Source organism: Nonomuraea sp. NPDC049400 (genome assembly GCF_044466425.1).
Classification (GTDB): domain Bacteria; phylum Actinomycetota; class Actinomycetes; order Streptosporangiales; family Streptosporangiaceae; genus Nonomuraea.
This window is the reverse complement of sequence record NZ_JBITMP010000006.1, coordinates 138,749-164,629: the sequence shown is the minus strand read 5'-3', so window position 1 is coordinate 164,629 and position 25,881 is coordinate 138,749. Positions and strand designations below refer to the sequence as shown.

At 71.0% G+C, this 25,881-nt stretch carries 25 protein-coding genes; 15 read left to right on the top strand and 10 right to left on the bottom strand.

The annotated features are described in order from the left end of the window. The first annotated feature begins 129 nt into the window (after positions 1 to 129). Positions 130 to 3,657 carry a DNA polymerase III subunit alpha gene (gene dnaE / locus ACIBVN_RS10760; protein WP_397134890.1) on the top strand — a complete coding sequence of 1,176 codons (3,528 nt, stop codon included), beginning with the start codon at positions 130 to 132 and terminating at the stop codon, positions 3,655 to 3,657. A gap of 210 nt (positions 3,658 to 3,867) precedes the next feature. On the opposite strand, the gene ACIBVN_RS10755 is transcribed toward dnaE, so the two are convergent. Beyond that, entirely contained in the window at positions 3,868 to 4,515 is a 648-nt protein-coding gene (locus ACIBVN_RS10755; protein ID WP_397134888.1) for a response regulator, read from the bottom strand. Between the two features lie 77 nt (positions 4,516 to 4,592). After that, positions 4,593 to 5,741 (bottom strand): sensor histidine kinase, encoded by a 1,149-nt coding sequence (locus ACIBVN_RS10750; RefSeq protein ID WP_397134886.1) that lies wholly within the window; start codon positions 5,739 to 5,741, stop codon positions 4,593 to 4,595. A gap of 125 nt (positions 5,742 to 5,866) precedes the next feature. On the opposite strand from ACIBVN_RS10750, the gene ACIBVN_RS10745 reads away from it, so the two are divergent. After that, positions 5,867 to 6,715: a lysostaphin resistance A-like protein gene (locus ACIBVN_RS10745; RefSeq protein ID WP_397134884.1), complete on the top strand. Its 849-nt coding sequence runs from the start codon at positions 5,867 to 5,869 to the stop codon at positions 6,713 to 6,715. Continuing rightward, positions 6,712 to 8,082, top strand: a complete 1,371-nt coding sequence (locus tag ACIBVN_RS10740; protein WP_397134882.1) for an amidase — start codon at positions 6,712 to 6,714, stop codon at positions 8,080 to 8,082. Before ACIBVN_RS10745 ends, ACIBVN_RS10740 begins: the two co-directional genes overlap by 4 nt. Before the next feature lie 49 nt (positions 8,083 to 8,131). Here ACIBVN_RS10740 and ACIBVN_RS10735 read toward each other — a convergent pair whose 3' ends face one another. After that, positions 8,132 to 8,653: a hypothetical protein gene (locus ACIBVN_RS10735; RefSeq protein ID WP_397134880.1), complete on the bottom strand. Its 522-nt coding sequence runs from the start codon at positions 8,651 to 8,653 to the stop codon at positions 8,132 to 8,134. A 66-nt stretch (positions 8,654 to 8,719) separates the two neighbouring features. Here ACIBVN_RS10735 and murA point away from each other — a divergent pair, with 66 nt between their 5' ends. Further along, on the top strand, positions 8,720 to 10,027 hold the full coding sequence (gene murA / locus ACIBVN_RS10730) for a UDP-N-acetylglucosamine 1-carboxyvinyltransferase (RefSeq protein WP_349448255.1): 1,308 nt from the start codon (positions 8,720 to 8,722) through the stop codon (positions 10,025 to 10,027). Positions 10,028 to 10,101: 74 nt separating this feature from the next. Further along, positions 10,102 to 12,336: a transglycosylase domain-containing protein gene (locus tag ACIBVN_RS10725; RefSeq protein ID WP_397134878.1), complete on the top strand. Its 2,235-nt coding sequence runs from the start codon at positions 10,102 to 10,104 to the stop codon at positions 12,334 to 12,336. A gap of 15 nt (positions 12,337 to 12,351) precedes the next feature. Here ACIBVN_RS10725 and ybaK read toward each other — a convergent pair whose 3' ends face one another. Together ybaK and ACIBVN_RS10715 are read right to left on the bottom strand one after the other, a co-directional pair. Further along, positions 12,352 to 12,807 (bottom strand): Cys-tRNA(Pro) deacylase, encoded by a 456-nt coding sequence (ybaK, locus tag ACIBVN_RS10720; RefSeq protein ID WP_397135306.1) that lies wholly within the window; start codon positions 12,805 to 12,807, stop codon positions 12,352 to 12,354. Between the two features lie 59 nt (positions 12,808 to 12,866). Further along, complete coding sequence (locus tag ACIBVN_RS10715; protein WP_397134876.1) at positions 12,867 to 13,700, bottom strand: AraC family transcriptional regulator; 834 nt, start codon at positions 13,698 to 13,700, stop codon at positions 12,867 to 12,869. A gap of 53 nt (positions 13,701 to 13,753) precedes the next feature. Between ACIBVN_RS10715 and ACIBVN_RS10710 the strand changes: the two genes are divergently transcribed. Then, positions 13,754 to 14,890: an MFS transporter gene (locus tag ACIBVN_RS10710; RefSeq protein ID WP_397134874.1), complete on the top strand. Its 1,137-nt coding sequence runs from the start codon at positions 13,754 to 13,756 to the stop codon at positions 14,888 to 14,890. 8 nt (positions 14,891 to 14,898) lie between these two features. On the opposite strand, the gene ACIBVN_RS10705 is transcribed toward ACIBVN_RS10710, so the two are convergent. From ACIBVN_RS10705 to ACIBVN_RS10695, 3 genes are all read right to left on the bottom strand, one after another. Next, positions 14,899 to 16,362: a trypsin-like peptidase domain-containing protein gene (locus tag ACIBVN_RS10705; protein WP_397134872.1), complete on the bottom strand. Its 1,464-nt coding sequence runs from the start codon at positions 16,360 to 16,362 to the stop codon at positions 14,899 to 14,901. A 105-nt stretch (positions 16,363 to 16,467) separates the two neighbouring features. Beyond that, positions 16,468 to 17,475: a non-homologous end-joining DNA ligase gene (ligD, locus tag ACIBVN_RS10700; protein WP_397134870.1), complete on the bottom strand. Its 1,008-nt coding sequence runs from the start codon at positions 17,473 to 17,475 to the stop codon at positions 16,468 to 16,470. 20 nt (positions 17,476 to 17,495) lie between these two features. Further along, positions 17,496 to 17,681, bottom strand: coding sequence for a hypothetical protein (locus ACIBVN_RS10695; RefSeq protein ID WP_397134868.1), 186 nt, complete (start codon positions 17,679 to 17,681; stop codon positions 17,496 to 17,498). Positions 17,682 to 18,071: 390 nt separating this feature from the next. On the opposite strand from ACIBVN_RS10695, the gene hisD reads away from it, so the two are divergent. From hisD to hisF, 9 genes are read left to right on the top strand one after another with little or no spacing between them, the layout of a single operon-like run. Further along, positions 18,072 to 19,388: a histidinol dehydrogenase gene (gene hisD, locus ACIBVN_RS10690; protein WP_397134866.1), complete on the top strand. Its 1,317-nt coding sequence runs from the start codon at positions 18,072 to 18,074 to the stop codon at positions 19,386 to 19,388. After that, positions 19,385 to 20,455: a histidinol-phosphate transaminase gene (locus ACIBVN_RS10685; protein ID WP_397134864.1), complete on the top strand. Its 1,071-nt coding sequence runs from the start codon at positions 19,385 to 19,387 to the stop codon at positions 20,453 to 20,455. Before hisD ends, ACIBVN_RS10685 begins: the two co-directional genes overlap by 4 nt. Beyond that, positions 20,452 to 21,045, top strand: a complete 594-nt coding sequence (gene hisB, locus ACIBVN_RS10680; RefSeq protein ID WP_349447941.1) for an imidazoleglycerol-phosphate dehydratase HisB — start codon at positions 20,452 to 20,454, stop codon at positions 21,043 to 21,045. Before ACIBVN_RS10685 ends, hisB begins: the two co-directional genes overlap by 4 nt. Beyond that, positions 21,042 to 21,197 (top strand): hypothetical protein, encoded by a 156-nt coding sequence (locus ACIBVN_RS10675; protein ID WP_349447940.1) that lies wholly within the window; start codon positions 21,042 to 21,044, stop codon positions 21,195 to 21,197. The genes hisB and ACIBVN_RS10675 overlap by 4 nt, the downstream gene beginning before the upstream one ends. Continuing rightward, positions 21,194 to 21,826 carry an imidazole glycerol phosphate synthase subunit HisH gene (gene hisH, locus ACIBVN_RS10670; RefSeq protein WP_397134861.1) on the top strand — a complete coding sequence of 211 codons (633 nt, stop codon included), beginning with the start codon at positions 21,194 to 21,196 and terminating at the stop codon, positions 21,824 to 21,826. The genes ACIBVN_RS10675 and hisH overlap by 4 nt, the downstream gene beginning before the upstream one ends. 28 nt (positions 21,827 to 21,854) lie before the next feature. After that, entirely contained in the window at positions 21,855 to 22,184 is a 330-nt protein-coding gene (locus ACIBVN_RS10665) for a hypothetical protein (RefSeq protein WP_397134859.1), read from the top strand. Continuing rightward, positions 22,185 to 22,907 carry a bifunctional 1-(5-phosphoribosyl)-5-((5-phosphoribosylamino)methylideneamino)imidazole-4-carboxamide isomerase/phosphoribosylanthranilate isomerase PriA gene (priA, locus tag ACIBVN_RS10660; RefSeq protein WP_397134857.1) on the top strand — a complete coding sequence of 241 codons (723 nt, stop codon included), beginning with the start codon at positions 22,185 to 22,187 and terminating at the stop codon, positions 22,905 to 22,907. Between the two features lie 21 nt (positions 22,908 to 22,928). Beyond that, positions 22,929 to 23,339, top strand: a complete 411-nt coding sequence (locus ACIBVN_RS10655; RefSeq protein ID WP_349447936.1) for a Rid family hydrolase — start codon at positions 22,929 to 22,931, stop codon at positions 23,337 to 23,339. Then, entirely contained in the window at positions 23,336 to 24,097 is a 762-nt protein-coding gene (gene hisF, locus ACIBVN_RS10650) for an imidazole glycerol phosphate synthase subunit HisF (protein WP_349447935.1), read from the top strand. The genes ACIBVN_RS10655 and hisF overlap by 4 nt, the downstream gene beginning before the upstream one ends. 95 nt (positions 24,098 to 24,192) lie before the next feature. On the opposite strand, the gene ACIBVN_RS10645 is transcribed toward hisF, so the two are convergent. Beyond that, complete coding sequence (locus ACIBVN_RS10645; RefSeq protein WP_397134854.1) at positions 24,193 to 25,554, bottom strand: glutamine synthetase family protein; 1,362 nt, start codon at positions 25,552 to 25,554, stop codon at positions 24,193 to 24,195. A gap of 61 nt (positions 25,555 to 25,615) precedes the next feature. After that, on the bottom strand, positions 25,616 to 25,831 hold the full coding sequence (locus ACIBVN_RS10640; protein ID WP_344985121.1) for a hypothetical protein: 216 nt from the start codon (positions 25,829 to 25,831) through the stop codon (positions 25,616 to 25,618). Positions 25,832 to 25,881 lie beyond the last annotated feature (50 nt).

Here is a 25,881-nt window from a genome sequence, read left to right as displayed (position 1 = left end):
ATCCGCGCTGCTGGTCGCGAGGCTTCCGGCGCGCCGGTCGGAGACGTGCACGCCACCTGCTCCGGGATGTCGGTCCGGACCACTAGAGTCGGAGCGCACAACCACATCGAGACCGGGAGGCGCCGCTCCATGTCGTCCAGCGAGTCGTTCGTCCATCTGCACGTGCACACCGAATACTCGATGCTGGACGGGGCCGCCCGGCTCAAGCAGATGTTCAAGAAGGTCGACGAGCTGGGCATGCCCGCGATCGCGATCACCGACCACGGCAACATGCACGGCGCGTACGACTTCTTCAAGCAGGCCACGGGCGCCGGGATCAAGCCGATCATCGGGATCGAGGCCTACGTCGCGCCGGAGCTGCGCCACAACAAGAAGCCGGTGCTGTGGGGCGAGCCGCACCAGAAGAGGGACGACGTCTCGGCGGGTGGCTACTACACCCACATGACGATCTGGGCGCGCAACAAGACGGGCCTGCACAACCTGATGAAGCTCAGCTCGCGCGCCTACACCGAGGGGTTCGTCCGCAAATGGGCGCGGATGGACGCCGAGATCCTCGCCGAGCACGCCGACGGCCTGATGGCCACCACCGGCTGCCCGTCGGGCGAGGTGCAGACGAGGCTGCGGCTCGGCCAGTACGACGAGGCGGTCAAGGCCGCCGCGAAGTTCCAGGAGATCTTCGGCAAGGACAACTACTTCCTGGAGATCATGGACCACGGGCTCGACATCGAGCGCAGGGTCCGCGACGGGCTGACCAGGATCAGCAAGGAGCTCGGCATCCCGCCGCTGGTCACCAACGACTCGCACTACACCTACGAGTCCGACGCCGCCTCCCACGACGCCCTGCTGTGCATCCAGACCGGCAAGCAGCTGTCCGACCCCGACCGCTTCCGCTTCGACGGCAGCGGCTACTACATCAAGACCGCCGACGAGATGCGCGCGGTCGACTCCTCCGACCTGTGGGCCGAGGGCTGCCGCAACACGCTGCTCGTCGCCGAGAGGGTCGACCCTGAGGGGTTCTTCCAGCACAAGAACCTCATGCCGACCTTCCCCATCCCCGACGGCATGACCGAGGAGCAGTTCTTCCGCCAGGAGGTCTGGAAGGGCCTCGAGCGGCGCTTCCCCGAGGGCGTCGACGAGGAGCACCGCGCCTGGGCGGAGAACGAGCTGGGCGTCATCATCCAGATGGGCTTCCCGAGCTACTTCCTCGTGGTCGCCGACTTCATCATGTGGGCGAAGAACAACGGCATCCGCGTCGGCCCCGGCCGTGGCTCCGCCGCCGGCTCGCTGGTGGCGTACGCGCTGGGCATCACCGACCTCGACCCGATCCCGCACGGCCTGATCTTCGAGCGCTTCCTCAACCCCGAGCGCGTGTCCATGCCCGACGTCGACATCGACTTCGACGAGCGCAGGCGCGGCGACGTGATCCGCTACGTGACCGAGAAGTGGGGCGCCGACAAGGTCGCCATGATCGCCACGTTCGGCACCATCAAGGCGAAGGCCGCCATCAAGGACGCCGGCCGCGTCCTGGGCTATCCCTACGCGCTGGGCGACCGGGTCTCCAAGGCGTTCCCGCCCGCCGTCATGGGCAAGGACATCCCGCTGTCGGGCATCTTCGACAAGGATCACCCCCGCCACGCCGAGGCGGGCGAGCTGCGCAAGCTCTACGAGGAGGACGTCGACGTCAAGGCGACGATGGACCTCGGCAAGGGCCTGGAGGGCCTGATCAGGCAGACCGGCGTGCACGCCGCCGGCGTGATCATGTCGGCCGAGGTGCTGACCGACTACATCCCGATCATGCGCCGCGACTCCGACGGCGCGATCATCACGCAGTTCGACTACCCGACCTGCGAGACGCTCGGCCTGCTGAAGATGGACTTCCTGGGCCTGCGCAACCTCACGATCATCGACGACTGCGTGAAGATGATCGAGTCCACGACCGGCGAGCAGATCGACCTGCTGAAGCTGCCGCTCGACGACCGCAAGTCCTACGAGCTGCTGGCCAGGGGCGACACGCTGGGCATCTTCCAGCTCGACGGCGGCGGCATGCGCTCGCTGCTGCGGCTCATGCGCCCCGACAACTTCGAGGACATCTCCGCCGCCCTCGCCCTCTACCGCCCCGGCCCGATGGGCGCCAACTCCCACACCAACTACGCGCTGCGCAAGAACGGCCAGCAGGAGATCACCCCGATCCACCCCGAGCTCGAGGAGCCGCTGAGGGAGATCCTCGACACGACCTACGGCCTGATCGTCTATCAGGAGCAGGTCATGGCCATCGCGCAGAAGGTCGCCGGCTACTCGCTGGGCGGCGCCGACCTGCTGCGGCGCGCGATGGGCAAGAAGAAGAAGTCCGAGCTGGACAAGCAGTTCGAGTTCTTCGAGAAGGGCATGCAGGACAACGGCTTCTCGGCGGCGGCCATCAAGGCGCTGTGGGACATCCTGCTGCCGTTCTCCGACTACGCCTTCAACAAGGCCCACACCGCCGGCTACGGCCTGGTCTCCTACTGGACCGCCTACCTCAAGGCCAACTACCCGGCCGCCTACATGGCCGCGCTGCTCTCGTCGGTGAAGGACGACAAGGACAAGTCGGCCCTCTACCTCAACGAGTGCCGCCGCATGGGCATCAAGGTCTTCCCGCCGGACGTCAACGACTCCGACTTCGACTTCACGCCGCGCGGCACCGACATCCGCTTCGGCCTGTCGGCCGTCCGCAACGTCGGCGGCAACGTCGTCGACGGCATCCTGAAGGCGCGCCAGGAGAAGGGCCGCTTCGCCGAGTTCAAGGACTTCCTGCGCAAGGTCCCGGCCATCGTCTGCAACAAGCGGGTCATCGAGTCGCTGATCAAGGCGGGCGCGTTCGACTCGCTGGGCCACGTGCGCAAGGGCCTGGTCCTGGTGCACGAGCAGGCCGTCGACGCGATCATCGACATCAAGAAGAACGAGGCCATCGGCCAGGACTCCCTGTTCGGGGCGATCGACGGGGGCGAGGACCAGACCTTCGACGTGCAGATCCCGGTGGGGGAGTGGGACAAGAACACACTCCTGCAGTTCGAACGGGAGATGCTCGGCCTCTACGTGTCCGACCACCCGCTGTTCGGCGTGGAGCACATCCTCGCGGCGGGCGCCGACTGCTCGATCGCGGCGGTCCAGGACGAGAGCCGGGCCGACGGGCAGGTCGTGACCGTGGGCGGGATCCTGAGCGGGGTGCAGCGCAAGGTCACCAAGAAGGGTGACACCTGGGTGCTGACCCAGCTGGAGGACCTCGAGGGCTCGATCGAGGTGATGATCTTCCCGTCGGCTTACCAGCTGTGCTCGACGATCCTGGCCGAGGACGCGATCGTCTTCGTCAAGGGGCGGATCGACAAGCGGGAGGACGTCGCCAAGATCATCGCCATGGAGGTGACGGCGCCCGACCTGACGCAGGAGGCGGGCGGGCCGCTGCTGGTCAGCCTGCCGCTGGCCCGCTGCACGCCGCCCGTCGTGGGCCGCTTGAAGGAGATCCTCACCACGCATCCGGGCACGTCGGAGGTGCACCTTCAGGTGCACAACGGGCCCAAGACGACGGTGATGCGCGTCGACGACCGGCTGCGCGTGACGCCCTCGCCTGCGCTGATGGGCGACCTGAAGCAGCTCCTCGGCCCCGCCTGCCTGGGCGCCTGACGCGGAGTCTCGGCCCCGCCTGCGTGGGCGCCTGATGCGGGGTCTCGGCCCTGCTTGCCTGGGCGCCTGACGCGCGTCTCGGCCCTGCCTGCGTGGGCGCCTGACGCGGCGTCTCGGCCGGTCGGCCGTTCCCGGGGCCCGTCGAACGGTCCTGCTGGGGCCACGCACGGGGAAGTCGACCCGGCGCAGCGGTGCGCGGGACGGCGGGCGTCACGGCCCAGGGTCGTGTTTGAGGTGGAGGGCGAGGCGGGTGCGGTCGCGGAGGCCGTACTTGCGCAGCAGGCTGGAGACGTGGTTCTTCACCGTGCCCTCGGTGATGAGCAGCCGGGCCGCGATCTCCCGGTTGGAGGCGCCTGTGGCGATCAGCCCGGCCACCTGCGCCTCGCGGGCCGACAACCGCTCCCCCTCCCGCGGCACGCTCGGTGCGGCCGGGGTCCGGCGGAGCTCGGCGACCAGGCGCGCGGCCACGGGAGACGCCAGCACCGTCTCCCCGCGACCGGCCCGGCGGACGGCGTCGACCAGCTCGTGCGGCGTGCAGTCCTTGAGGAGGTAGCCGACGGCGCCGCCGCGCAGCGCGCCGAAGATGTAGTCGTCCTCGTCGAAGGTGCTGAGCACGATCGCGGCCACGTCGGGGTGCCGGGCGGACAGGCGGGAGATGAGCTCGACGCCGTCCATCCTCGGCATCCTGGCGTCCACCAGCGCCACGTCCGGGTGGCACGCCGCGACCGCCGGCAGCGCCTCCTCGCCGTCGGCGGCCTCGCCCACCACCTCGATGCCGTCCTCGATCTCCAGCATCTTGCGCAGCCCTTGGCGTATCAGCTCCTGATCGTCGACCAGCAGCACCTTGATCGCGCGCACGTCGCCACCTTCGCCTGGATCGCTTCGGTCGGGGCGTTTGCGTGGCTCGCTCCGGCCGCGGCTTTCACACTGATCGCTCATGTCGCCACCTTCGCCCGGATGGGGAGCTCCGCCCGCACCTCGAATCCGCCGCCCGGCCGATCGCCCGCGATCAGGGTGCCGCCCACGGCGCGGGCGCGCTCCGCCAGCGAGTGCAGGCCGAATCCGCCGCGCGCGTCGCGGTCGCGGCCCCTGCCGTCGTCGGCGACCACCAGGACGACGCGTTCGCCGTCGAAGGCGAGCGTGCCGGTCACGTGGCGGGCGTCCGCGTGCCGGACGGCGTTGGTCAGGCCCTCCTGCAGCACGCGGTAGAGCACCAGCTCCACGTCGGGCTCCAGGGGCGGCTCACCGCCCACCACCTCGAAGGACACCGCGAGCCCTGTGCCGTCGAACGACGCCGCGAGCCGTTCGAGCGCCGCGCCGCCGACGCGCCCTTCCAGCGCCAGCGGGCGCAGTGCGCGGACCCAGCGGCGGGCGTCGGCCAGCGCCGCCACGGTCAGCTCCTTCGCCTGGCGCACCTCGTCCCAGGCGGCCTCGGGGCGGCGCGTGCGGAAACGTTCGGCGTTCTCCAGGCTCAGCTTGACCACCGTCAGGTGGTGGCCGATGGAGTCGTGCATCTCCGCGCCCATCCGCGCCCGCTCCTGGGCGACCGTCAGCTCCCTGACCCGGGCCAGCAGCCGCTGCGCCTCCGCCCGCCTGCGCCGCGCCTCCAGCACGGCCGACGCCATGCCCAGCACGAACGAGGCGAAGACGATGATGGCGACGATCTGCACGGTGGCATCCAACGGGCTGCGGCCGGACACCACCATCGTGACGAACATCGTGCCCGTCATGCACCCGATGACTACGGCGGCGGTCCGCACACTGTGGACGAACGCCACGTTGGCGATGGCCAAGAGCCCCAGCAGCTGGTGGACCTCGGCCGAGCCGGTGTACCCCAGCGCGAACGTCGCCAGCAGGAACGCTATCGGCAGGGGCCGCCGCCATCCGCCGGTGCGCCGCCAGGGCAGCGGCAGCCACAGCGCGGCCACCAGCGCCAGGTTGACGGCGAACGGCGTGGCCCATGGCGGGGTCCCGGGCTCGGCCGCGTACGCGACGACCCCGGTGGCGGCGAGCACCACCCAGAAGACGACGTTGAACAGCATGGGCCGGTCGGAGTCACGCAGCCAGGCCAGACGACGCAGCATGGCTCCGACATTAATTTGCCGCGCGCGTGTTGTGATCCTCCCTGAGTACCCATGACGAAGGTCATGACGGGTTCCGTCCACGGTCCGATGTGCGAAGGCCGCCGGGCTACCTAACGTGGCGATCCATGAAAGCCACCCACCCTGTCTGGGCCGTCCTGATCACCATCGCCGCCATGTTCGCGCAGGTGTTCCTCGGCGCCCTTCCCACGATGCTGCTCTTCGACGAGAGCAACCCCTTTTACGAGCCGGTGGGCGTGGTCGGGATCACGCTGGCCTCGCTCGGCTTCGTCTATCTGATCCGCCGATTCCTCGGCCGCCAGCCATGGCGAGGTGTCGGCCTCACTCGGTCGTGGCGGGCGGCGCCGCACCTGCTGGCGGGGGTTCTGGCGGGTGCTGTCGCGGTCGTCGCCGCCGGCGCGCTGTCGGTGGCGTTCGGCGTGGCCACCTGGGCGCCGGACGACGTGGTCCTCCCTCAGCTGTCCGCTCTCCCGTTAATGATCGCCATACTCCTGCTGGGGCAGGCGTTCCCCGAGGAGTTGTTGTGGCGCGGGCACCTGTTCGACACGTTGTCGGGCCGGTTGTCGCCGAGGGCCGTGCTGATCGTGACGGCTGTGGCCTTCGGCGCGATGCACATCTTCTCCAAGAGCGGGGCCGACACGCTCGCCGAACGCCTGCTCTACATCGTGCACGCGGCCGGCCTCGGCTTCGCCTGCGGGGCGGCGCGGGCGCGTACCGGAACGGTGTGGATGGCGGTCGGCGTGCACCTCGGCTTCCACATCGCCAACAGGACGTTCCCGATCAAGATCAGCCAGTTCTCCGTGGAGCTCGTCATCCTGGCCTGCACGCTCACCGTCACGGGGCTGCTCATCCTGCTCCAGCGGAGGGGAGGACACGCGGCGGCCCCGGACACACGAGCCGGAGGGCTGGGCAACCCTCGCCGCCCCGCAGCTCGTGGGGCAGGATCACAAGGGTGAGCGAACTCCACTACCTGAGCGCGACCGAGCTGGCACACCTGATCAGGACCAGGCAGGTGAGCGCCGTAGAGGTCGTCCAAGCCCACCTCGACCGCATCGAGCAGGTCAACCCGCACGTCAACGCCATCGTGACCCTGGTCGCCGAGCAGGCACTCCAGGCGGCCGAGGCGGCCGACGAGCGGGAACCGGCCGGGGCGCTGCACGGACTACCCGTCGCGCACAAGGACCTCGTCGACACGGCCGGCATCCGCACCACCTACGGCTCGCCGCTCTTCGCCGACAACGTTCCCACCCGGGACGAGGTGATCGTCCAGCGGCTCCGCGCCGCCGGGGCCATCACCATGGGCAAGACCAACACCCCGGAGTTCGGCACCGGCTCCCACACCGTCAACGAGGTGTTCGGCGCCACCAGGAACCCCTACGACCTGTCCAGGTCCGCCGGAGGCAGCAGCGGGGGCGCCGCGGTGGCCCTGGCCACGGGCATGGTCCCGCTGGCCGACGGGTCCGACATGGGCGGCTCCCTGCGTAATCCCGCGTCGTTCTGCAACGTGGTCGGCCTGCGCCCCACTCCCGGGCGCGTCCCCCACCCGTCCGACACCGCCGCCTGGTACACCCTGTCCGTGCAGGGGCCGATGGCGCGGACGGTCGAGGACGTCACGCTGATGTTCGGGGCCATCGCGGGGTTCGACCGGCGCTCCCCTTACTCGATCAAGGAGGTCTTCGCCCCGGAGCCCGAGGAGGGCGTGGCGGGCCTGCGGGTGGCGTGGAGCCCGGATCTCGGCGGGCTGCCGGTGGACCCGAGGACGGCGGAGGTCACCGCGACGGCGCCGACGGTGTTCGAGCGGCTGGGCGCGCGTGTCGAGCAGGTGGAACTGGACCTGTCGGAGGCGGAGGACGCGTTCAGGACCTACCGGGCATGGAACTACACGCTGTCCTTCGGCGACCTGACCGGGCTCGGCCCCAACACCAAGTGGAACGTCGAGCAGGGCCGCAAGGTCACCGGCGCCGACCTGGCCAGGGCCGAGCAGGCGCGCAGCCGCCTCTACCAGCGGATGGCCGCGTTCTTCGACACCTACGACGTGCTGATCGCGCCGGTCAGCCAGGTGCCGCCGTTCCCGGTCGAGCAGCCCTACGTCGAGGAGGTCAACGGGGAGAAGATGCCCGACTACCTCGCCTGGATGCGCTCGGCCTACTGGATCAGCGTGCTGCACGCCCCGGCTGCGTCCGTGCCTGCCGGGTTCACCTCCGACGGGCTGCCGGTGGGGGTGCAGATCGTGGGCAGGCCGTTCGAGGACGCCAGGGTGCTGCGCGTGGCCCGTGCGTTCGAGCAGGCCACCGGGTACGGTCTCCGCCATCCGCCGCTCTAGCTCTCCCTCCCCGTGTCACGGCTCAGTGAGGGGGCTGCCGGCCTGGTGGTCAGAGGGGCTCGGGCGGGTCGCCGTACGGGTGGCGGAGGGAGGACTCCCGATAGCCGTGCATGCCCTCCAGCAGCGCGAACAGCCCCACCGCGAGCAGCGGCCAGGAGACCAGCACCCCTGAGGCGGTCAGCTTCAGCGCCCCGGGGACGACCTTGGCGCCGGGTTGGGCGGCGGCCTCGATCACGACCGCGCCGATGGTGAACGTCGACCCGACCCACAACGTCAGCATCGCGCCCAGCACCCCGCCAGCGCAGAGCCCGAGAAGCACCGGCAACATCCATCGCCGCCCGATGAACCACCCGACCCCGCCGCACAGCAGTCCGAGCCCGCCGGTGATCACCGCGAACCAGCCGTCGGCCGCGATCAGCGCCTGGGTCGACGGGTCGGCCAGCACCGTCCCCTGCTCCGTGACCTGGTACGGAGCCCGTGGCGCGAGCCCCGACCAGAGCAGTCCGGCGGCGGCTCCGAGAGTGGCGAGTGTGAGGACAGTTACCGCAAAAGCGCGCACTTCCCTCGCCACGCCACTCCCCCTCACATGTACGTCTGAATCAGCTCGATGGTATCCCCCGGCTAGGCTCGCTTCGTGATGCAAGAAGAGGTCTGGTTGATAGAACCCTCCGGCCCGCTCCGGGGGGACGTCCAAGTACGCGGCTCCAAGAACGGAGTCTCCAAGCACATGGTCGCCGCCATGCTTGGCGGCAGCGAGAGCAGCATCCACAACGCCCCCGAGGTGGGCGAGGTGGAGATCACGGCCGCCATGTTGCGGGCGCTCGGCATCAACGTCGAGATCTCCCGTACGGAGATCAGGATCGAGCGTGGCCGGGAGATCGAGCCGAGGGTGCCGGACGCCTTCACAGGGCTCAACCGCATCCCCATCCTCATGCTCGGCCCCCTGCTGCACCTGGCGGGGGAGGCGTTCGTCCCGCTGGTCGGCGGCGACCCGATCGGGCGGCGGCCGGTGAACTTCCACGTGGAGGCCCTGCGCGCGATGGGGGCCGAGGTGGAGGTGGGCGACACCGGCATCTTCGCCAAGGCCGGTCGGCTCCACGGCACCAGGATCGAGCTGCCGTACCCGAGCGTGGGCGCCACGGAGACGGTCCTGATGTCGGCCGTGCTGGCCGAGGGCAAGACGGTGCTGAAGAACGCCGCGATGGAGCCCGAGGTCGTGGAGCTGGCGCTGTTCCTGCAGCGGATGGGGGCCAGGATCGAGCTCTCGCCTGACCGCAGGATCGTCATCGAGGGCGTCGAACGGCTGCGCGGCGCATCCACCTGGCTGACCGGTGACCGCATCGAGGCGTTCTCGTACCTGGCGGCGGGGCTGGTCACCGGGGGAGAGGTGCGCGTGCACGGCTGCCCGCAGGACCGCCTGGTCACTGCGATCACCACGCTGGCCAGGATGGGCGCCCAGTTCGACATCAACGACGAGTACCTGTGCGCCACCGCGCCGCCGGAGGGGCTGCGCTCGGCGGCCGTGCAGACCGACACCCACCCTGGGTTCATGACGGACTGGCAGACGCCGCTCATGGTGCTGTTCACGCAGAGCCAGGGCATGTCGGTGCTGCACGAGACGGTCTTCGAGAACCGCCTGGTGTACGTTCCCGCGCTGCAGAAGATGGGCTGCGAGATCGAGGTGTTCGATCAGTGCCTGGGCGGCCCCGCCTGCCGCTACCACGACACCAACGCCAGGCACTCGGCGGTCGTGCGCGGCGTGTCCAAGCTCAAGGGGGCCGACGTGACGCTGCCCGACATCAGGGCCGGGTTCTCGGCCGTGCTGGCGGCCGCGGTGGCCGACGGCCCGTCCACACTGCGCGGCGTGCACCACATCGAACGCGGTTACCACCGGCCGTTCGAGCAGTTCGCGTCGCTCGGCCTGCACATCCGCCGCCAGCGGTAAGGGTCCCGCAGGCAACGGTAAACAGGTGACAAGCGGTCGTTTGGCACGGATCCGGACGTCGCACATCAAGGTACGTGACCGTACTCAGATCCGTCGGCGCACTCGCGTTGGCGGGGGCGCTCGGTGGCGTGCTGACCGCGGCACTGGCCGCGCCCGTGGTCAGCGGGGGCGGCATGGCCGCCAAGAACGTCGCGAACACCTTCATCGAACTGCCGCCCGCGCCGCGCGAGGAGCCGCTGGCGCAGGTGACCAGGCTGCTGGACAAGGACGGCCGGCCGTTCGCCCAGTTCTACGAGGCGAACAGGACAGCCGTCCCGCTCAGTGCCGTCGCGCCGGTGATGCGCCGGGCGATCGTGGCCATCGAGGACGCCCGCTTCTACGAGCACGGCGGCCTCGACGTCAGGGGCACGCTCCGCGCGCTGCTCACCAACACCCAGGCCGGCGGCATCAGGCAGGGTGGCTCGTCCCTGACGCAGCAGCTCGTGAAGAACATCCTGGTCGAGAGCGCCCGCACCGAGGCCGAGCGCGACAGGGCCCGCGCCCCGAACCTGGCCCGCAAGATCACTGAGCTGCGGCTCGCGCTGGCCCTGGAGAAGAAGTACCGCAAGGACGAGATCCTGGAGCGCTACCTCAACATCGCCTACTTCGGCGCGGGAGCGCACGGCGTCCAGGCGGCGGCCAGGCGCTTCTTCTCCACGTCGGCCTCCAGGCTGACGCTGACCCAGGCGGCCACGCTGGCGGGCGCGGTGCGCATGCCGTTCTCGACCGATCCCTCGCTCGGCCCGGCGCACCGGGCGCGCCTGAAGATGCGGCGCGACCTCGTGCTCGACCGCATGGCCGGGCTGAAGCTGATCAGCCAGGAGGAGGCGGCGCGCGCCAAGGCTGCGCCGCTCGACATCAGGCTCAAGCCAGAGCCTGGCGGGTGCGAGCAGAGCGCGTACCCGTTCTACTGCCTGTACGTGCAGCGGGAGCTCCTGTCCAACCCGGTGTTCGGCAACACGGCGGCCGAGCGGCGGACCAGGATGGCCAGGGGCGGCCTGGTGATCAGGACCAGCCTCGACCCGATCGCGCAGCGCGCCGCCGAGCAGGCCATCCGCCGCTACGTCTCGCCCGAGGACACCGAGGTGGCCGCCGAGGCCATGGTGGAGCCGCGGACCGGGCGGGTCAGGGCGATCGCCGCCAGCAAACGGTTCGGCCGCAACCCGGGCGACCGGAAGAACGGCCCCAAGACCACCTTCAACCTGGCCGCGGACGTGGCGCACGGCGGGGGGCAGGGCTTCCAGGCCGGGTCGACGTTCAAGGTGTTCACCCTGGCCACGGCGCTCAAGCAGGGGTGGCGCTTCAACGACGGCTTCATGACGCCGGGCGCGCTCGTGCCCGCGCAGGGCTACCGCGACTGCTCGGGACGGCCCGTCAACGACCCGGACGCCCGCGTTCTCAACGCCAGCGGCGAGGGCTCGGGCGGCCCGCACAGCATCGAGACCGGCACCTGGAAGTCGGTGAACATCTTCTACATGATGCTGGAGCGCAAGGTCGGGCTCTGCAACGTGGTGCGCACGGCCAAGGCGCTCGGCATCACCCGGGCGGACGGGCAGCCGCTGAAGGAGGTGCCGACGTTCACGCTGGGCGTCAACGAGATGGACCCGGTGACGGTGGCGGCGGCGTTCGCGACCTTCGCGGCCAGGGGGGTCTACTGCCGGCCGCTGGCCATCGTGGAGATCATCGGCAGGGACGGGCGGCGTACGCACGTGCCGCCGGCGTGCGAGCGGGCCCTCGAGGAGGAGGTCGCGGACGCGGTCAACTACGTGCTGCAGGGCGTGTTCACCAAGGGCACGATGCAGGGGCAGGGCATCGACCGGCCCGCCGCCGGGAAGACGGGCACCAACAACGGCTACACCTCGGCCTGGTTCGCCGGTTACACGCCCGCGCTGGCGGCGGCGGTCAGCGTCGGGGACATCCGGGGCTCGTACCGGTTCCCGCTGCAGGGCGTGCAGATCGGGGACCGCTACTACGGGTCGGTGCAGGGCGCGTCGCTGCCGGGGCCGATCTGGGTGGACTCGATGGGGTCCGCGCTGCGGCGCGTCGAGCCCAGGGGCTTTCCCGGGCCGGACATGTCCCGCTTCGGCGGCGGCTTCACGCCCGGGCTGGAGAAGCTGCTGGAGGAGGAGAGGCGGCGCGAGGCCCGGGACGGACGGGGTGAGCGGAGACGGGGCGAGCGCCCCTTCTTCCGGCGGCACCGGCTCTTCAAGTGGCTGGTGGGCCAGGCACCACTGGAACCGGAGCTCGAGTGGCCGCCGCGAAGGCACTAGAAGCCGAGCAGGGGCTCAGCCGGCCTTGCCGATGGGGGCGGTGACGGCCCTGGTGAGCGTGATGAGGTTGTCGGGGGCGGTCTCGATCTGCAGGCCGCGCTTCCCGGCCGAGAAGTAGATCGTCTCGAAGTCGAGCGCCGAGGAGTCGACGACCGTGGGGAGCTGCTTGCGCTGGCCCAGCGGGCTGATGCCGCCCACCACGTAGCCGGTCACCCGCTCCACCTTGGCGGCGTCGGCCATGGCGGCCCGCTTGCTGTTGAGCGCGCCGGCCAGGGCCTTGAGGTCGAGCTTGCCCGACACGGGCACGACCGCCACCGCCAGGCCGCTCTCCACCTCGGCCACGAGCGTCTTGAAGATCCGCTCATACGGCACGCCGAGCGCGTCCGCCGCCTCCTCGCCGTAGGCCTGCGCCGCGGCGTCGTGCTCGTAGGGGTGGAGCGTGAACTCGGCCTTGGCCTTGGTCAGCGCCATGGTGGCCGGAGTGCCGCCCTTGCCTTTCGATTTGCTCACGGGAGCCCATTGTAGCGAATCTACAATGTAAAGGCCTTGCCCGGGGTGTACCCGAACGCCCGCCTGAACACGTCGATGAACGCGCTCGCCGACGCCCAGCCGCACCGGTGGGCCACGGTGGTCACGGGGACGCCGTCGGCGAGGAGCAGGAGCGCGCGGTGCAGGCGGAGCTGGGTGCGCCACTGCGGGAAGCTCATGCCCAGCTCGCGCCGGCACAGCCTGGCCAGTGTCCGGTCGCTGGTGCCCACCTGGCCGGCCAGCTGGGCGAGGGTCCTGCCGTCGGCGGGATCGCGGTGCAGGATCGCGCAGACGGCGGCCAGGCGGGGGTCCTGGGCGGTGGGCAGGTGGAGCGGCTGCTCGGGCGCCCGTCTGAGCTGATCGAGCAGCACCGCCCACAACCGCTCCCGCTCCCCGCCGTCGCCGCCACCGCTGCGCTCGCCGCCGCGTCGGGCACCGGCTGCATGATCGCCGCCGCGCGCGTCGGCGGGATGAGGCGGGACGGTGGAGCGTGGGTCCCGTCCGGCGTCCGCCGTGTAGGCGATGATCAGCTCGCGCAGCAGCGGGCCGACGGCGAGGACGGCCGGGCGGTCGAGGCCGAGGGGGTTGCCGGTGAGGCCCACCAGGCGCAGGTCGGTGTCGCCGTGGGCGCGGTGCTCGTGGACCGTGCCGGCCGGGATCCAGATCGCGCGGTTCGCCGGGGCCACCCACGTGCCCGCGCCGGTGGTGACGGAGAGCACGCCGCGGCAGGCGTACACGATCTGGTGGGTGTCGTGCCGGTGCGCGTCGATGCCCGCTCCGGGCGCGAGCGGCCGCCGTCCCGTGGGGGCCTCGGAAAGGTGGCGGATTTGCGGCATGGGTTGTCATTTTATCGGAAGCGAGCCAGCCGCAGCCGGGAAATGATCGGAGCGTGAACAGGATCCCCATGCTCGCCGCCGGCCACGCGGCCGTGGACTTCTACCAGGGCGCCGTGCCCGCGCTCGTGCCGTTCCTGGTGGCCGGGCGCGGCTACGGGTACGTCGCGGTCTCCGGCATCGTGCTGGCCGCGACGCTGCTGTCGTCGATCGTGCAGCCGTTGTTCGGCATGCTGACCGACCGGTGGCGGATGCCGTGGCTGATCCCGTTGAGCATGGTCGTGGCGGGCGCCGGGGTGGCGCTCGGCGGCGTGACGGACTCGTACGCGCTGACCTGGCTGGCCGTGGCGCTGTCCGGTCTGGGCGTGGCGGCCTACCATCCGGAGTCGGCGCGGCTGGCCAGGATCGCGAGCGAGGGCAGTCATGTGCGGATGAGCTGGTTCTCGATGGGCGGGACGCTGGGCTTCGCGTCGGCTCCCGTGCTGGTGACGCCGTTGCTGGCGGGGTGGGGGCTGGGTGCCTCGCCGTTCCTCGCGGTGCCGGCGGTGGTGGGGGCGGTGGCGACGCTCCCGGCGGTCCTGGCGCTGGCCGGGGGAGGGCAGGCGGCGCGGGGCGCGGCGCCGGTGTCCGGCAGGGACGACTGGCCGTCGTTCGTCAGGCTGACGCTGGTGATCGTCTTCCGCTCGATCGTGTACGTCGGGCTGAGCGCCTTCGTGGCCCTGTTCATGGGAGGCGGCGCGGCGGGCGCGGTGGCGCTGTTCGTGCTGTTCGCGGGCGGGGCGGCGGGGACCGTGCTGGGCGGCAGGCTGGCGGCCCGCTGGGGGAGGGTGCGCACGATGCGCCTGGCCTACGCGCTGGCCGTCCCGGCGGTCGCGGGCGTGGTGCTCGCGCCCGGCCCCATCGCGTACGCCTTCGTCGCGGCCTCCTCGATCGCGCTGTATGTCCCGTTCTCCTTGCACGTCACGCTGGGTCAGGACTTCCTGCCCACCCGGGTGGGCACGGCGGGCGGCGTGACGCTGGGACTGGCGGTGAGCGTGGGCGGCCTGACCAGCCCGCTGGTGGGGGCGCTCGCGGAGGCCACCACCCTGAGGACGGCGCTGGCGTGCTTGATCGCCTTCCCGGCGCTGGCCTGGTTGCTGGCGCGGACGCTGAAGGAGCCCGCTGTTGAGCCTGCCGCCCGACCGCGGCCGTGACCAGGCGGTCAAAGGCTGCCGGACGCGGGGGCGGTCGGGAGCGAGATCGTGCTGGTGTTGTCGGTCTGGGACGGGTCGAGGCCGGTGGACCCGACGTGGGCGGTGATGCGCGGTGAGGCGCCGGCGTCGCGGGAGACCTGGACGCGGGCCGAGAGCCGGACCGGGGCGCCGGGGCGGACGGTGGCGATCGTGCAGCTGGCCTGCTGGCCGGCCTGCTTGCAGGAGGCTCCCTCCACCGAGGACAGGCTCGTGCCTTTCGGCAGGGTGAACGTGACGGGCACCCGCGCGGCGGACGTCAGCCCGCGCAGGGCCACGGTGGCCGTGACGAGGGCGGTGCCGCCGGGCTTGACCGGGGTCTTCGGGCCCGCGGCGCTGATGGACAGCGCGTCGTACACGCCGCCAGGGTCGGCCTTCTTCACGATGGCGCCGTAGCTCTCGGCGTTGAGGGCGTTGGCGACGGAGAAGCCGCCGTCCTCGCCGTCCTCGGTGCCCGCCGACAGCACGCCGACCAGGTCGCGGGTGCCTTTGATCAGCCACGGGCCGCCGCTGTGGCCCCTGAACAGATGGCAGTTGTACGTCTCGATCCGCCCGTCCTCAGGCACGGGGGCGCTGCCGGAGGCAGTGTAGAGAGCGCCGTCGATGATCCCGCCGGCCGGCGTGGCCTTGCCCAGGCACCAGAGCTGGTCCCTGCCGTCGTACGGTCTCCTCCCGGACACGCCGGGATAGCCCGAGGTGGCGATGGTGTGCCGGAGGCCCTGGTTGAGCATCGGGGTGAAGGCGCCGACCGCGTCCTGGAGCGTGCGGTCGTTCTTCTTGCCGACCTCGAGGAGGGCGACGTCGTAGATCGAGTTCCAGTCGCCGCCGCTCAGTCCGGTGTAGCCGGCGGGCTTCCACGCCCGCCGGGCGCCCCACCGCCCGTACGGCTCGCGCTGCCGCACAGTTCTCGCCCGCCCGTCGTACGCGGGCACGAACGCGAAGTTCGAGTGCCACCGGCCGGCCGAGGAGCCCATCGGCACCCCGAACACGCAGTGGGCCGCGGTGACGACGAGCACCTTGGCCGCGGAGCGCACGACGGAGGCGGTGCAGGCGTCGTCCTTCCCGCTCGCGTTGACGTAGAACAGCCGGCCGGTGATCCTGCTGGCCGCCGAGCCGCTGTACGGGCGGCGCACGCGGGCGTAGCCGTTGCCGTCTCCGCCGGGGGTGAGCCGCTTGCCGGACGGCACGTTGCGCCGCGCGGAGGCCGGAACCGGCTTGCGCAGGGTCTTCGGCAGGTCCGCGCCGCTGGCCTTGGCCTGCTTGCTCGCGGTCCAGTAACGCACGGCCTGGCCGGGGTGCATCAGCGGGGACGACGCGGCGCCCCAGGAACTTACCGTGGCCGGCGTCGCGGGCGGCGGCGGCTCGGCGGCGGCCGCGGGCATCGGGAGCGCGGTGCCGGCCAGCGTGATCAGCGTGGTGATCAAAGTCTTCGACACAGCGATGACTCTAAGTCACGCCCTGGAGTCGAAAAGTAATTGAGTGGTGCGTGTCGTCCTGGTGGCCGCCGCCGTGCGCGAGAGCGTGACGTGTCCGCGCGGCGGTCAGCCAGCTGCCGTGTCGGTGTCGCGGCCCGGCAGGATCTCCGCCGTGGTGGCCTCGTGCGGCTCGCGATCGGGTCGTACCCCGCGCCAGGACGGGTGGCGCAGCCGGCCGTCGCCGGTGACCTCGGCGTACTGCACCTCGCCGACCAGGCGCGGCTCGGCCCAGCGGGCGTCCCTGGCGTGCTCGCGCGGCACGGGTTCGTCGAACGGCGGGTCGGGCCGCCGCAGCTGGGAGAGGCGCTCGCCCAGGTCGCGCAGCGCGGCCTCGGTGAACCCGGTGCCGACGTGCCCGACGTACCGCAGCCGGCCCTGGGGGTCGTACGCGCCGAGCAGCAGCGACCCGATCATCCCGGACCGCCGCCCGCCCCCGGGCTTCCATCCGCCGACCACGACCTCGACGGTGCGCACGTTCTTGACCTTCGTCCAGTCGGCGCTGCGCCTGCCCGGCCGGTACGGCGAGCCCATCCGCTTGCACACGACCCCTTCGAGCCCCAGCTGCCTGGAGGAGTCGAACGCGAGCCCGGCGTGGTCGGCGAACCACACCGGCACCTCCCACCGGTAGCCGGGCGTGAACGTGGTCTCGAGCAGCTCCCTGCGCTGGGTGTAGGGGCGGGAGACGGTGCTGTCGTCGTCGAGGTGCAGGATGTCGAACGCCATGTACGTCACCGGGACCGACCTGGTCAGCTCCGCGATCGCCGCGGGGTTGCGCTGGTGCATCCGGGGCTGCAGCGCCTCGAAGCTGGGCCGCCCGGTCTCGTCGAACGCCACGATCTCCCCGTCGATCACGGCCGCGTGCCCGCCGGTGGCGCCGGCCATGAGCTGGAGCTCGGGGTAGGCGGGGGTGATGTCCTTGTTGTTGCGCGACATCAGGCGGACGGCGCCGTCGTCGATGTAGGCGAGGGCGCGTACGCCGTCCCATTTCATCTCCACGGCCCAGCCGGCGCCCTGGACGGAGTTGAGTGAGCCGAGCTGGGCCAGCATCGGCGTGTAGGCCGGCAGCCGAACCATGGTGCATGCCCTGCCAATGGTCAAGTCGGGTGATCTTCGACGAGCTCGGCCAGGTCCACGCCGTGGGCGGCCAGCTCGGCGACGGTGGCGCAGTAGCCGCGGAGGTACGTCCTGCCGTTGACCTGGTGTGAGACACGCAGCAGCGGGCGATCGTCGAGAATGATCGCCTCCACCAGGAGCCCGTCCGGGCCTCGCCACTGTCCCACGCGGCAAGCGTATGGGGTCGGACATAATGGACACGCAATGTGAAAGTACTCACCTGGCCTCGATGGCCGGTGTGACCCCGCCGCGCCGCGACACGTACCTCCGTGACCGCTCGGCAAAAACTGCTTGGCGCTTTTTTGGCGTGACACGTTAGGGGAGCGCTCCTGGCGGGCAGTGGTGTGGTCCTGAGCTTTCCCGGCCGTGGCCGTACCCCCCGTGACGGTCGCGGCGGCTGCCCCGGCAGGCCCGGTCCGGGGTCGCGGCGGCCGTGGGCGCGACGTCGGCGAGCGTCGCCCACGGCCGCCCTGCATTCCCGCAGGGATCGCGGGTGGCGGACGTCCCGGATGGTGGACAAAACCCGATTCGGGAGCCGGACTCCGTAGACTGTACGGGTGATTTCCCGTATCGACATGCGCGGTTCCCTGCCGGAGAACCTGCGCGACGTGCTGCCCCGCGCCGAGCTCGACGTCGAGGCCGCCCTGGAGAAGGTGCGGCCCATCTGCGACGACGTGCGCCATCGCGGGGCGGCAGCCGTACGGGAGCTGACCGCCAGGTTCGACGGTGTCGAGATCACCACCACCCGCGTCCCCGCCGAGGCCATCGAGCGAGCACTGAGCGAGCTCGACCCCAAGGTGCGGGCGGCGCTGGAAGAGTCGATCAGGCGGGCCAGGCTGGTCCACCGCGACCAGCGGCGCTCTGACGTCACCACCCAGGTCGTGCCCGGCGGCACCGTGACCGAGCGGTGGGTGCCGGTCGACCGCGTGGGCCTCTACGTCCCCGGCGGCCGCGCGGTCTATCCGTCCAGCGTGGTGATGAACGTCGTACCGGCTCAGGAGGCCGGCGTCGGCTCGCTGGCCGTGACCAGCCCGGCGCAGCAGGCGTACGGCGGGCTGCCGCACCCCACGATCCTGGCCGCGTGCGCGCTGCTCGGCGTGGACGAGGTCTACTCGGTGGGCGGGGCGCAGGCGGTGGCCATGTTCGCCTACGGCACGGAGGAGTGCCCGCCCGCCACGATGGTGACCGGTCCTGGCAACATCTGGGTGGCGGCGGCCAAGCGCCTGCTCAAGGGTCGCATCGGCATCGACTCCGAGGCGGGGCCGACCGAGATCGCCATCCTGGCCGACGAGACGGCCGACCCGGTCCACGTGGCCGCCGACCTGATCAGCCAGGCCGAGCACGACGTGATCGCCGCCGCCGTGCTGGTCACCACCAGCGCCGAGCTGGCCGACGCGGTCGAGAAGGAGCTGCCGGGCCAGGTGTCGGCCACCAAGCACTCCGAGCGCATCGCCGAGGCGCTGAGCGGCCGGCAGTCGGGCATCGTGCTGGTCGACTCCATCGAGGACGGCATCAAGGTCGTGGACGCGTACGCGGCCGAGCACCTGGAGATCCACACCGCCAACGCCGCGGAGATAGCCGGAAAAATCCGGAACGCCGGGGCGATCTTCGTGGGCCCGTACGCGCCGGTGTCGCTGGGCGACTACCTCGCCGGCTCCAACCACGTGCTGCCCACCGGCGGCTGCGCCTGCCACTCCAGCGGCCTGTCGGTGCAGACGTTCCTGCGTGGCATCCACGTCGTCGACTACACCCGCGAGGCGCTCGCGGACGCGGCGGCCCATGTGTCGGTCCTGGCCGACGCCGAGGACCTTCCGGCCCACGGCGCCGCCATCCGCGCCCGATTCGACTGGCAAGTCCCCACGGAGACCTCGTGAACCTCGACGACCTGCCCATCAGGGACGACCTCCGCGGCAAGTCGCCGTACGGCGCGCCCCAGATCGACGTCCCAGTCAGGCTCAACACCAACGAAAACCCCTACCCGCCCTCGCCCGAGCTGGTCGCCGACCTGGCCGAGGCGGTCCGGGCGAGCGCCGGAGACCTCAACCGCTACCCCGACAGGGACGCCACGGCCCTGCGCGCCGATCTGGCCGCCTACCTCGGCCACGGGCTGACCACCGAGCAGGTGTGGGCCGCCAACGGCTCCAACGAGGTGCTCCAGCAGATCCTGCAGGCCTTCGGCGGCCACGGGCGCACAGCCATCGGTTTCGAGCCGTCATACTCGATGCACCCGATCATCACCAGCGGCACCAACACCGAATGGATCGCGGCCGGCCGCGAGGACGACTTCTCCATCGACCCAGGCAAGGCGACGGCGGCGATCGAGGAGCACCAGCCCGACATCGTGTTCCTGGCCTCGCCCAACAACCCGACCGGCACCGCCCAGCCGCTCGAGACGATCAAGGCCGTGCTGGCGGCGGCCAAGGGCATGGTCGTGGTGGACGAGGCCTATGCCGAGTTCGCCCGCGAGGGCACGCCGTCGGCGCTCACCCTGCTGCCCGAGCACCCGAGGCTGATCGTCACCAGGACGATGTCCAAGGCGTTCGCCATGGCGGGCACCCGGCTCGGCTACCTTGCCGCCCACCCCGCCGTGGTGGAGGCGCTGCTGCTGGTGCGGCTGCCGTACCACCTGTCGACGCTCACCCAGGCGGCCGCGCGCGTCGCGCTGCGGCACCGCGCCGAGCTGCTGGGCACGGTCGACGCGCTGCGGCGCGAGCGCGACGACACGGTCGCGTGGCTGCGCTCCAAGGGCCTGGCCGTGGCCGACTCCGACGCGAACTTCGTGCTGTTCGGGCGTTTCCCCGACCGGCGCAAGGTGTGGGAGGGGCTGCTGGCGGGCGGAGTGCTCATCCGCGAGGTCGGCCCGCCACAATGGCTGCGTGTGTCGATCGGCACCGGTGAGGAGATGGCGGCCTTCCGCGCCGCCCTGGAAGGAGTCTTGTGAGCCGCGTAGGCCGCGTCGAGCGCGTTACGAAGGAGACCTCGGTCCTGGTGGAGGTCGGCCTCGACGGCACCGGCCGGGTCGAGGTCGCGACCGGGGTCGGGTTCTTCGACCACATGCTGGCCCAGCTCGGCAAGCACGGGCTGTTCGACCTGACGGTCAAGACCGAGGGCGACCTGCACATCGACTCCCACCACACGATCGAGGACACCGCGCTCGCGCTGGGCGCGGCGTTCCGCGAGGCGTTGGGCGACAAATCGGGCATCAGGAGGTTCGGCAGCGCGTCGTGCCCGCTGGACGAGTCGCTGGCCCAGGTCACCGTCGACCTGTCCGGGCGGCCATACCTCGTGCACTCCGAGCCCGAGGGCATGGCGCCGATGATCGGCCCCGACTACGACACGACGATGACGCGCCACATCCTGGAGTCGCTCGTCGCGCAGGCCGCGATCTGCCTGCACGTCCACGTCCCGTACGGGCGCAACGCCCACCACATCGTGGAGGCCCAGTTCAAGGCCCTGGCCAGGGCGCTGCGCGAGGCGTCCGAGCTCGACCCGCGCGCGACGGGCGTGCCCAGCACCAAGGGCGTCCTATGACCGACAACCTCATCGCCGGCGTGATGGTCTTCCTCGGGCTGTTCCTCATCGGCGGAGTGTTCTCCCTGTTCAGGCAGGGTCTCAAGATCGGTGCGGCCATCTGCGCGCTGGGCGCCGCGATGGCGATCACGGCAGGGGTGCTCTGGTGGTGAAGAAGAACATCGTCATCCTCGACTACGGCTCGGGCAACCTGCGCTCGGCCGAACGGGCGCTGGCCAGGGTGGGCGCCGAGGTGACCGTGACGCCCGACTTCGACGCCGCCCTCAACGCCGACGGCCTGGTGGTGCCGGGGGTCGGCGCGTTCGAGGCGTGCATGACCGGGCTCAAGAGCGTGCACGGCGATCAGATCATCGGCCGCCGCCTGTCCGGCGGGCGTCCGGTGCTGGGCATCTGCGTCGGCATGCAGATCCTGTTCGCCAGGGGCGTCGAGCACGGCGTGGAGACCGAGGGCTGCGGCGAGTGGCCAGGCACGGTCGAACGGCTCGACGCGCCCGTGCTGCCCCACATGGGGTGGAACACGGTCAAGGCGCCGGCGGGCAGCGTGCTGTTCGCCGGGCTCGACGCCGCGACCCGCTTCTACTTCGTCCACTCCTACGGTGTGCGCGAGTGGGAACTGCATGCCGGCGACGGGTTCGCCGAGCCGCTCGTCACCTGGGCCGAGCACGGCGTGCCGTTCGTGGCCGCCGTGGAGAACGGTCCGCTCATGGCCACCCAGTTCCACCCGGAGAAGTCCGCCGACGCCGGGGCCGTACTGCTGAAGAACTGGCTGCAGACGCTGTGAGCGCCCTGAAAACCCGGTCCGGGGCACCATGAGCAAGGAGCGCGCGCGCCGGCGGGCCGAGCGGGAGGCGGAGCGGGCGCGCGCGATCCGGGCCAACGAGGAGCGGCAGGCGCGCCGGGCGCGCCGCCGCGCGCTCCTGGCCAGGCTGACCCCGCGCCCGGTGCGGTTCTACCGCCAGGGCGGCCTGATCGCCCGTCGTCACCGTGCCCAGAACGTCGTGATCGCGCTGGGCTTCCTGTTCGTGCAGGCGATCGTCTGGCTGATGTGGGGATCGGTCTTCCTCAGTTTCGGTGTGTTCATCTTCTCGCTGCTGCTCGCGCCCGTTGTCGTGACCCTCGCTTTCGACCGGAGGACCTGAATGTCGCTCGTATTGCTGCCCGCCGTGGATGTCGCCGATGGCCAGGCCGTACGCCTGGTGCAGGGCGAGGCCGGGACCGAGACCGGCTACGGCGAGCCGCTCGCCGCCGCGCTGGCCTGGCAGGAGGCGGGGGCCGAGTGGATCCATCTGGTCGACCTCGACGCCGCGTTCGGCCGCGGGAGTAACCGGGAGTTGATCGCCGACGTCATCGGCAGGCTCGACGTGAACGTGGAGTTGTCCGGCGGCATCCGCGACGACGACTCCCTTGCCGCCGCGCTGGCCACCGGTTGCCGCCGGGTCAACATCGGCACCGCCGCCCTGGAGAATCCCGGCTGGTGCCGGAAGATCATCGCCGAGCACGGCGACAAGATCGCGGTCGGGCTGGACGTGCGCGGCACCACGCTGGCGGCCCGGGGCTGGACCGAGGAGGGCGGGGACCTGTGGGAGGTGCTCGACCGGCTCGAGTCCGACGGCTGCCCCCGCTACGTCGTCACCGACGTGACCAAGGACGGCATGCTCCAGGGCCCCAATCTCGACCTCTACCGCCGGATCCTGGCCCGCACCGACCGGCCCGTCATAGCCAGCGGCGGCGTCTCCAGCCTGGATGACCTGGTCGCACTCGCCTCCCTCGTCCCCGACGGACTGGAGGGGGCCATCGTGGGCAGGGCGCTCTACGCTCACGCGTTCACACTGGAAAACGCGCTTGACGCAGTACGCGTGTAGCTCTTGCCGGGAGGGGGCGAGATGAGCGTTGGCATCTTCGGCATGGAAAGCACCGGCTCGCGGGTGTTCTCCGGCGGCATCTGGGAGGAGAGGTACGGCTACGCCCGCGCCGTCATCGCGGGTGATCGGGTGATCGTGTCCGGTTGCACGGCCACGGTCGACGGAGAGGTGCGCCATGTGGGCGACGCCTACAGGCAGAGCCTGACCGCGATCGACATCGCGCTGGAGGCCGTCACGATGGGCGGTCTGACCTGCGAGGACGTGGTCATGGTCCGTTACTATGTGGTGGAGCAGCGCCACTTCGACCTCGTCGGTCAGGCCATCGGCGAGGTCTTCGGAAAGGTGCGTCCCGCCTGCACTGGAGTGAGGGTGGCCGGGCTGGTCGACCCTCGAATGCTGGTCGAGATCGAAATCGAGGCTGTTCGAGCATGACCGTAGCCGTAAGAGTCATCCCCTGTCTCGACGTGGACGCCGGGCGCGTGGTCAAGGGCGTCAACTTCGAGAACCTGCGCGACGCCGGCGACCCCGTCGAGCTGGCCAGGCGCTACGACGAGGAGGGCGCCGACGAGCTCACCTTCCTCGACATCACCGCGTCGTCCGGCGAGCGGGAGACCATGCTCGACGTCGTACGCAGGACGGCGGAGCAGGTGTTCATCCCGCTGACCGTCGGCGGCGGCGTGCGCGCGGTCGAGGACGTCGACCGGCTGCTGCGGGCCGGGGCCGACAAGGTGTCGCTCAACACGGCCGCCATCGCCCGGCCCGAGCTGCTCACCGAGGCGTCCCGGCGGTTCGGCGCCCAGTGCATCGTGCTGTCCGTGGACGCCCGGCGCGCGCCCGGCACCGCCAGCGGGTTCGAGGTCACCACCCACGGCGGGCGGCGCGGCACCGGGATCGACGCGGTCGAGTGGGCGGCGCGCGGCGAGGAGCTGGGCGTGGGCGAGATCCTGCTCAACTCGATGGACGGTGACGGCACGCTCGACGGCTACGACCTGGAGATGCTGCGCGCCGTGCGAGCCGCGGTGCGGGTCCCGGTGATCGCCAGCGGCGGCGCCGGCCGCCTGGAGGACTTCCCTCCGGCGGTGGCGGCGGGCGCCGACGCGGTGCTCGCGGCCTCGGTGTTCCACTTCGGCACGCTCAAGATCTCCGAGGTCAAGGACACGCTCCGGCTGGCGGGCCACCCGGTCCGCTGACCGCGCGCCCGTCGTGATGCGGCGCCGCGTCGTGGCGCGGCGCCGGGTCGTGGCGCGGCGCCGGGTCGCGGGGCCGCCGGCCGGGCGGGGGTCCCTCAGAACACCCGCATGTGCTGGAACAGCTCGTAGGCGACGTCCTTGGCCGCGAACGCCGCCGCCTCCGAGCGTTTCACGGCCAGGTACGCGCTGCGCCGCAGCGGCCCCAGTGCCTCCATGAGCACCTCGTCGGCCTCCAGCGCGTCCAGCGCCTCGTCCAGTGACGAAGGCAGGCGCGCGTACTGGCCGGGCCGCGTGTCCGGGTCCACGTCCACGGCGGGTCCGGGGTCCAGCTTGCGCCGGATGCCGTCCAGGCCCGCGTGGATGACGGCCCCGAGCGACAGGTAGGGGTTGGCGGAGGAGTCCGACGGTTTGAGCTCCAGGTTCGGCTCGCCGGTCTCACCCAGTGGCGAGCACACGCGGACCGCGGCCTCCCGGTTGTCGGGCCCGTAGACGGCGTACGCGCTCGACCACGTGCGGGGCGCCAGCCGCCGGAAGCTGTTGACGCTCCCGCACGTCAGTGCCGTCAGGGCGGGCAGGTGGGCGAGCAGGCCGCCGATGAACCCGTCGCGCACCTCGCTCTCCTCGGCGAACACGTTCTGCGTGTCGTTCCACAGCGAAAGGTGCAGATGGGCCCCGTTGCCGGCCTGGTCGGCCAGCGGCTTGGGGGCGAGCGTGGCCCACATCTGCATGCGCAGGGCGACGCCGCGCACGGTCTCGCGGTAGAGGACGTGGTTGTCGGCGGCGCGCAGCGCGGGCGCGTGGCGTACGGACAGCTCCTGCTGTCCAGGACCGAGCTCGGGATGGTAGTGCTCGACGCGCATCCCCTGCTGTTCCAGGGCGTGGATGAGCTTGATCGTGTAGTCGTGGGCCGTGTCGAACCCGACGTTCGCGTAGCAGAGCGAGTCGTCCATGGGCACCAGCCGGTCGGGGCCGCCCGCCGGGTCCGGCAGGCGGCGGCCGAGAGTGAACTCCGGCTCGAACGCCGCCACCAGCGTGTAGCCCTCGGTCGCCAGCTCGGCGACGGCGTCCTTGAGGAAGGTGCGTGGGCAGGCCCCCCACGGCGTGCCGTCCGGCAGGCGCAGGTCCGACAGCATCGCCGCCGCGCCGGGGGCGTGGGGCAGCGGGACGTACGTGGCAGGGTCGGGAACGATGCGCACCTCGCCCACCGGACCCATGTGCTCGACCTCCTGGAGCTGGTCGAGCATGTTCATCGCCATCATGGCCACCGTGTGCCCGATGCCCGTGCTGAGCCGTTCGGCCAACCGCGACCGCGATGCCGCCTTACCCCGGATCACGCCTCCGTGGTCGGCGTAGAGAAAACGGATCAGCTCGATGCCCTCGAGCTCGGTTCGCTCGAGGATCCGCCGCGCATTGGGGTCGAGCTGATTGATCTTGGTGCCGCTCGGGCGATCTCTCATTCTGCCTGCGTAACACGATCTGGCAGCGCGGGGAAGCATCTACCGCAGACAGAACCTCGCGTCAGGTCAGAACATTTGTAAAGAAGACAGCCAGTTGGTTGGCGCCCTGGAGGATTCCATCAAACACTCCGTTGACCGCCGCCGCAGCCTGGGCCGGCTTGGTGAAAAGGTAGAACACCACGAACGCGACAGCCACGTAGGTGAGCACCTTCTTGACCTGCATGGGGGCCTCCTGCAGTCCATTCCCAGCCGTATATACCCGGATCTGGGCGATCATCGGCATCTTCTGTGAAGATGTTCATGATCATAACCGGGGGGCTTCTTTCC

Coding starts and splice junctions, on each gene's coding strand:
- ACIBVN_RS10645 (WP_397134854.1), bottom strand. CDS start 25,554: ATGAGAGATCGCCCGAGCGGCACCAAGATCAATCAGCTCGACCCCAAT.
- ACIBVN_RS10675 (WP_349447940.1), top strand. CDS start 21,042: ATGACCGACAACCTCATCGCCGGCGTGATGGTCTTCCTCGGGCTGTTC.
- ybaK (WP_397135306.1), bottom strand. CDS start 12,807: ATGGCGCTGACCAAGGCCAAGGCCGAGTTCACGCTCCACCCCTACGAG.
- ACIBVN_RS10715 (WP_397134876.1), bottom strand. CDS start 13,700: ATGCCGCAAATCCGCCACCTTTCCGAGGCCCCCACGGGACGGCGGCCG.
- ACIBVN_RS10745 (WP_397134884.1), top strand. CDS start 5,867: ATGAAAGCCACCCACCCTGTCTGGGCCGTCCTGATCACCATCGCCGCC.
- murA (WP_349448255.1), top strand. CDS start 8,720: ATGCAAGAAGAGGTCTGGTTGATAGAACCCTCCGGCCCGCTCCGGGGG.
- ACIBVN_RS10655 (WP_349447936.1), top strand. CDS start 22,929: ATGAGCGTTGGCATCTTCGGCATGGAAAGCACCGGCTCGCGGGTGTTC.
- dnaE (WP_397134890.1), top strand. CDS start 130: ATGTCGTCCAGCGAGTCGTTCGTCCATCTGCACGTGCACACCGAATAC.
- ligD (WP_397134870.1), bottom strand. CDS start 17,475: ATGGTTCGGCTGCCGGCCTACACGCCGATGCTGGCCCAGCTCGGCTCA.
- ACIBVN_RS10750 (WP_397134886.1), bottom strand. CDS start 5,741: ATGCTGCGTCGTCTGGCCTGGCTGCGTGACTCCGACCGGCCCATGCTG.
- hisF (WP_349447935.1), top strand. CDS start 23,336: ATGACCGTAGCCGTAAGAGTCATCCCCTGTCTCGACGTGGACGCCGGG.
- ACIBVN_RS10665 (WP_397134859.1), top strand. CDS start 21,855: ATGAGCAAGGAGCGCGCGCGCCGGCGGGCCGAGCGGGAGGCGGAGCGG.
- priA (WP_397134857.1), top strand. CDS start 22,185: ATGTCGCTCGTATTGCTGCCCGCCGTGGATGTCGCCGATGGCCAGGCC.
- ACIBVN_RS10640 (WP_344985121.1), bottom strand. CDS start 25,831: ATGATCGCCCAGATCCGGGTATATACGGCTGGGAATGGACTGCAGGAG.